The following is a 2,631-nucleotide window of genomic DNA, read 5'->3' as shown; positions in this document are numbered from 1 at the left end:
GAGGGAGCATTGCGTGACCCTCATTTTGCGTCGATTTTATCCGAGGGAGCATTGCGTGACCCTCACTCTGCATCGATTTTATCCAGGGAGCATTGCGTGACCCTCACTCTGCATCGATTTTATCCGAGGGAGCGTTGCGTGACCCTCATTTTGCGTCGATTTTATCCGAGGGAGCATTGCGTGACCCTCATTTTGCGTCGATTTTATCCGAGGGAGCATTGCGTGACCCTCACTCTGTATTGTTTTTATTTTAATATCGGATGAATGCACGAACAGAATTTCTCTGTACAATCCATCTGTATCTATTCCAGTTCATATTTGTCGGGTTTATCTGCACTTGCCCAGCTTCGGCAGGATGATTTTGCGAACTTGTCCAATGATTCTTACTCATAATAGAGGTTCCGCCAACAGCTGTAATAGCATTTTCTATGAAATAGCTATAGCAAGATAACCCTCCATAATCTGTAGCTCCGGACAACGCTGTCATATCTCCAAAGGCAACTGTATTGAACGGATATTTCCATTCTCCAAATGCCGGTAGATACCACTTTGTATTTTGTAGCCACAAAGGCAAAGGTGAAATTATTGGGCTTATAAAATAACCAGTATAATGGCCTGCATGATAGAAGGCAGGGAAATTGCCGGTATTGGTTTGATCACCTTTCGGTATAGCCTTATTACCTTTAACATTGACCGTATTATTCGCCGCATTCCAAGTTTCATCATATCCATTCTCCCACGACATAAGAGTTTGGAAATTATTGCTCATATTCCTGTTGTATTGTCTATAATCAGCGTTAGTTCCTTCAAGCCATTGGTCGTTTTCGATAGACTTCAAACTCATTGCTATTCCTGATTCTATTACTAATCCGATAGGTGTTTTTGCGGTTGCGGCAGGCGCTCCGCCATAGGTGGTTTCAGAGCGGAAGCCGGTTGTGCCGTCGCTGAATAAATACCTGAACTTGGGTTTGAGCTTAATCTTTACAACGTATGATTTGTTGGGTTTCATACTTATTGGATTAAAACTAAGCCAGGGAATAACGCCTGTTAAAGGTTTCCAAAAGATGGTACCAGCATTGAAAGTTATTTTTATAAACCCCATATTCTTTGATTCGGGAAGGAAATAATGATAATTACTCGTTGAGGTGTAGGCAAATGTTTGTCCGCCGTTCGAAGCGGTGAATTTAGGTTCGGTGCTTGCAGGCGAGTTGTTGGGGACAGCAACAAGACTTCCTAAGCTATTTATGGTATAGCTTTCTGTATTTATATTATAAGTTTCCTTGGTTGGAATTATGTTGTTAAGTTTAGTATCGAGCGTAGCAGTGATGTTGTTCGGGATGTGCTTTTGGCAGACGAACTGCGTGCGCAGACGAGACCCGACATGCTTCATCTCAAAATTGATTTGCTGCTTTTTATATTGGTCGATATACACATTCTTTCTACACATATAGGCTGTAGCGACTTTGTCACGAGTAATTATAAGCTCATTGTCACCTGATGGGGTAAAGTTATCGTTGAAAGCAATGAATTCATACGCCTCACCTTTATTCAGTTGCATGTCTTGTGGAGAATCAGCATCAGCGATAAAATTTGTACCATTGAATGTTCCTCTTATCTCAGCTTTCTTCACGCCGGCCTGGTAGGCGCGGATGGTGTAGTGCTTGTTCGTGATGGCGCGGGTGGCTGCCCGGGGGTGCTTTTCGGCCGGCTCGCTCTCCATGCTCACTTCGGCCTCGCAATCGCCAAGGTCTACGGTTTCGGTCTGCGGGGCTTTGTTTGCTGCGGCGCGGCTCAATACTTCATCTTCGCCGTAGCCTTCTTCGGTAAAGCTGAACTGCAAGCCTTGAGGCTGTTCTTTGTTGCCACTATTAGGCGTGTTTATGTCGTTGCTGCACGATGCGAGCATGGCCATCAGACCGCACGCAACGAGGATCGATTTTGTTGTTGTCTTCATCTTCTTTGTCTGTTTTTGATTGTACTACTGTTTATTCGAATTCGTATTCTCCGCCGTCGATGTCCTCGTCGGGATCGTAATCTTTCTCGTTCGAGCCGCCAGGGTTCGGACTTACGGATGTACAAAAGAATAATTCGTTCTCGAGTTCGATTGCCTCAATCTTAGGAGGCTCGTAGAAATGCTTTTTGTTCATTCTGATACTTGTTATTTCGTTATTGCTTTATTTATCGTCGTGGCAAAGGGGTGTGAGGGGTGAGGGGTGACTCGGGCGCCAGCCCGCATGTAGGGACAGACCCCGTGTCTGTCCGCCCCATCCTTTTGACGGACGGGACAAACATATTATCCAAGTAAGACTCGAGCGATTGTGCATGTATTAGGTCTAGGGGCCGGCGGACAGACACGGGGTCTGTCCCTACATGCGGCCTATCGGCCGAGTGGGAGTTTATGTTTACAGGAATGGGAGTATTCGCCGTACGATTTTCGTGCAGGTTTTGGAGATAAAATCTTTCCTTATTTTCTCTTATATCGATTCTGGAAAGGGTACGAAAAACATAACACCAGAGATAGCTATACCCCTTGTGTTTCCTTAGGTTTGCGTAACTTCTACGCGCGCGTAAAAATAAGTTAGGTGAGGCTAGATGCCTGTGTGTGTGTGTGTGTGTGTGTGTGTGTGTGTG

At 45.1% G+C, this 2,631-nt stretch carries 2 protein-coding genes; both read right to left on the bottom strand.

All coding sequences use genetic code 11. From position 1 onward, the window contains the following. Positions 1-250 precede the first annotated feature (250 nt). Complete coding sequence (locus HMPREF9140_RS01815; RefSeq protein ID WP_006951322.1) at positions 251-1,954, bottom strand: hypothetical protein; 1,704 nt, start codon at positions 1,952-1,954, stop codon at positions 251-253. Between the two features lie 31 nt (positions 1,955-1,985). After that, on the bottom strand, positions 1,986-2,147 hold the full coding sequence (locus HMPREF9140_RS10560) for a hypothetical protein (RefSeq protein WP_006951321.1): 162 nt from the start codon (positions 2,145-2,147) through the stop codon (positions 1,986-1,988). Positions 2,148-2,631: the final 484 nt, after the last annotated feature.

Source organism: Prevotella micans F0438 (assembly GCF_000243035.1).
In the GTDB taxonomy this organism is placed as follows: domain Bacteria; phylum Bacteroidota; class Bacteroidia; order Bacteroidales; family Bacteroidaceae; genus Prevotella; species Prevotella micans.
The sequence above is the reverse complement of the archived record's forward strand: the minus strand, read 5'-3'. Positions and strand labels throughout refer to the sequence as shown.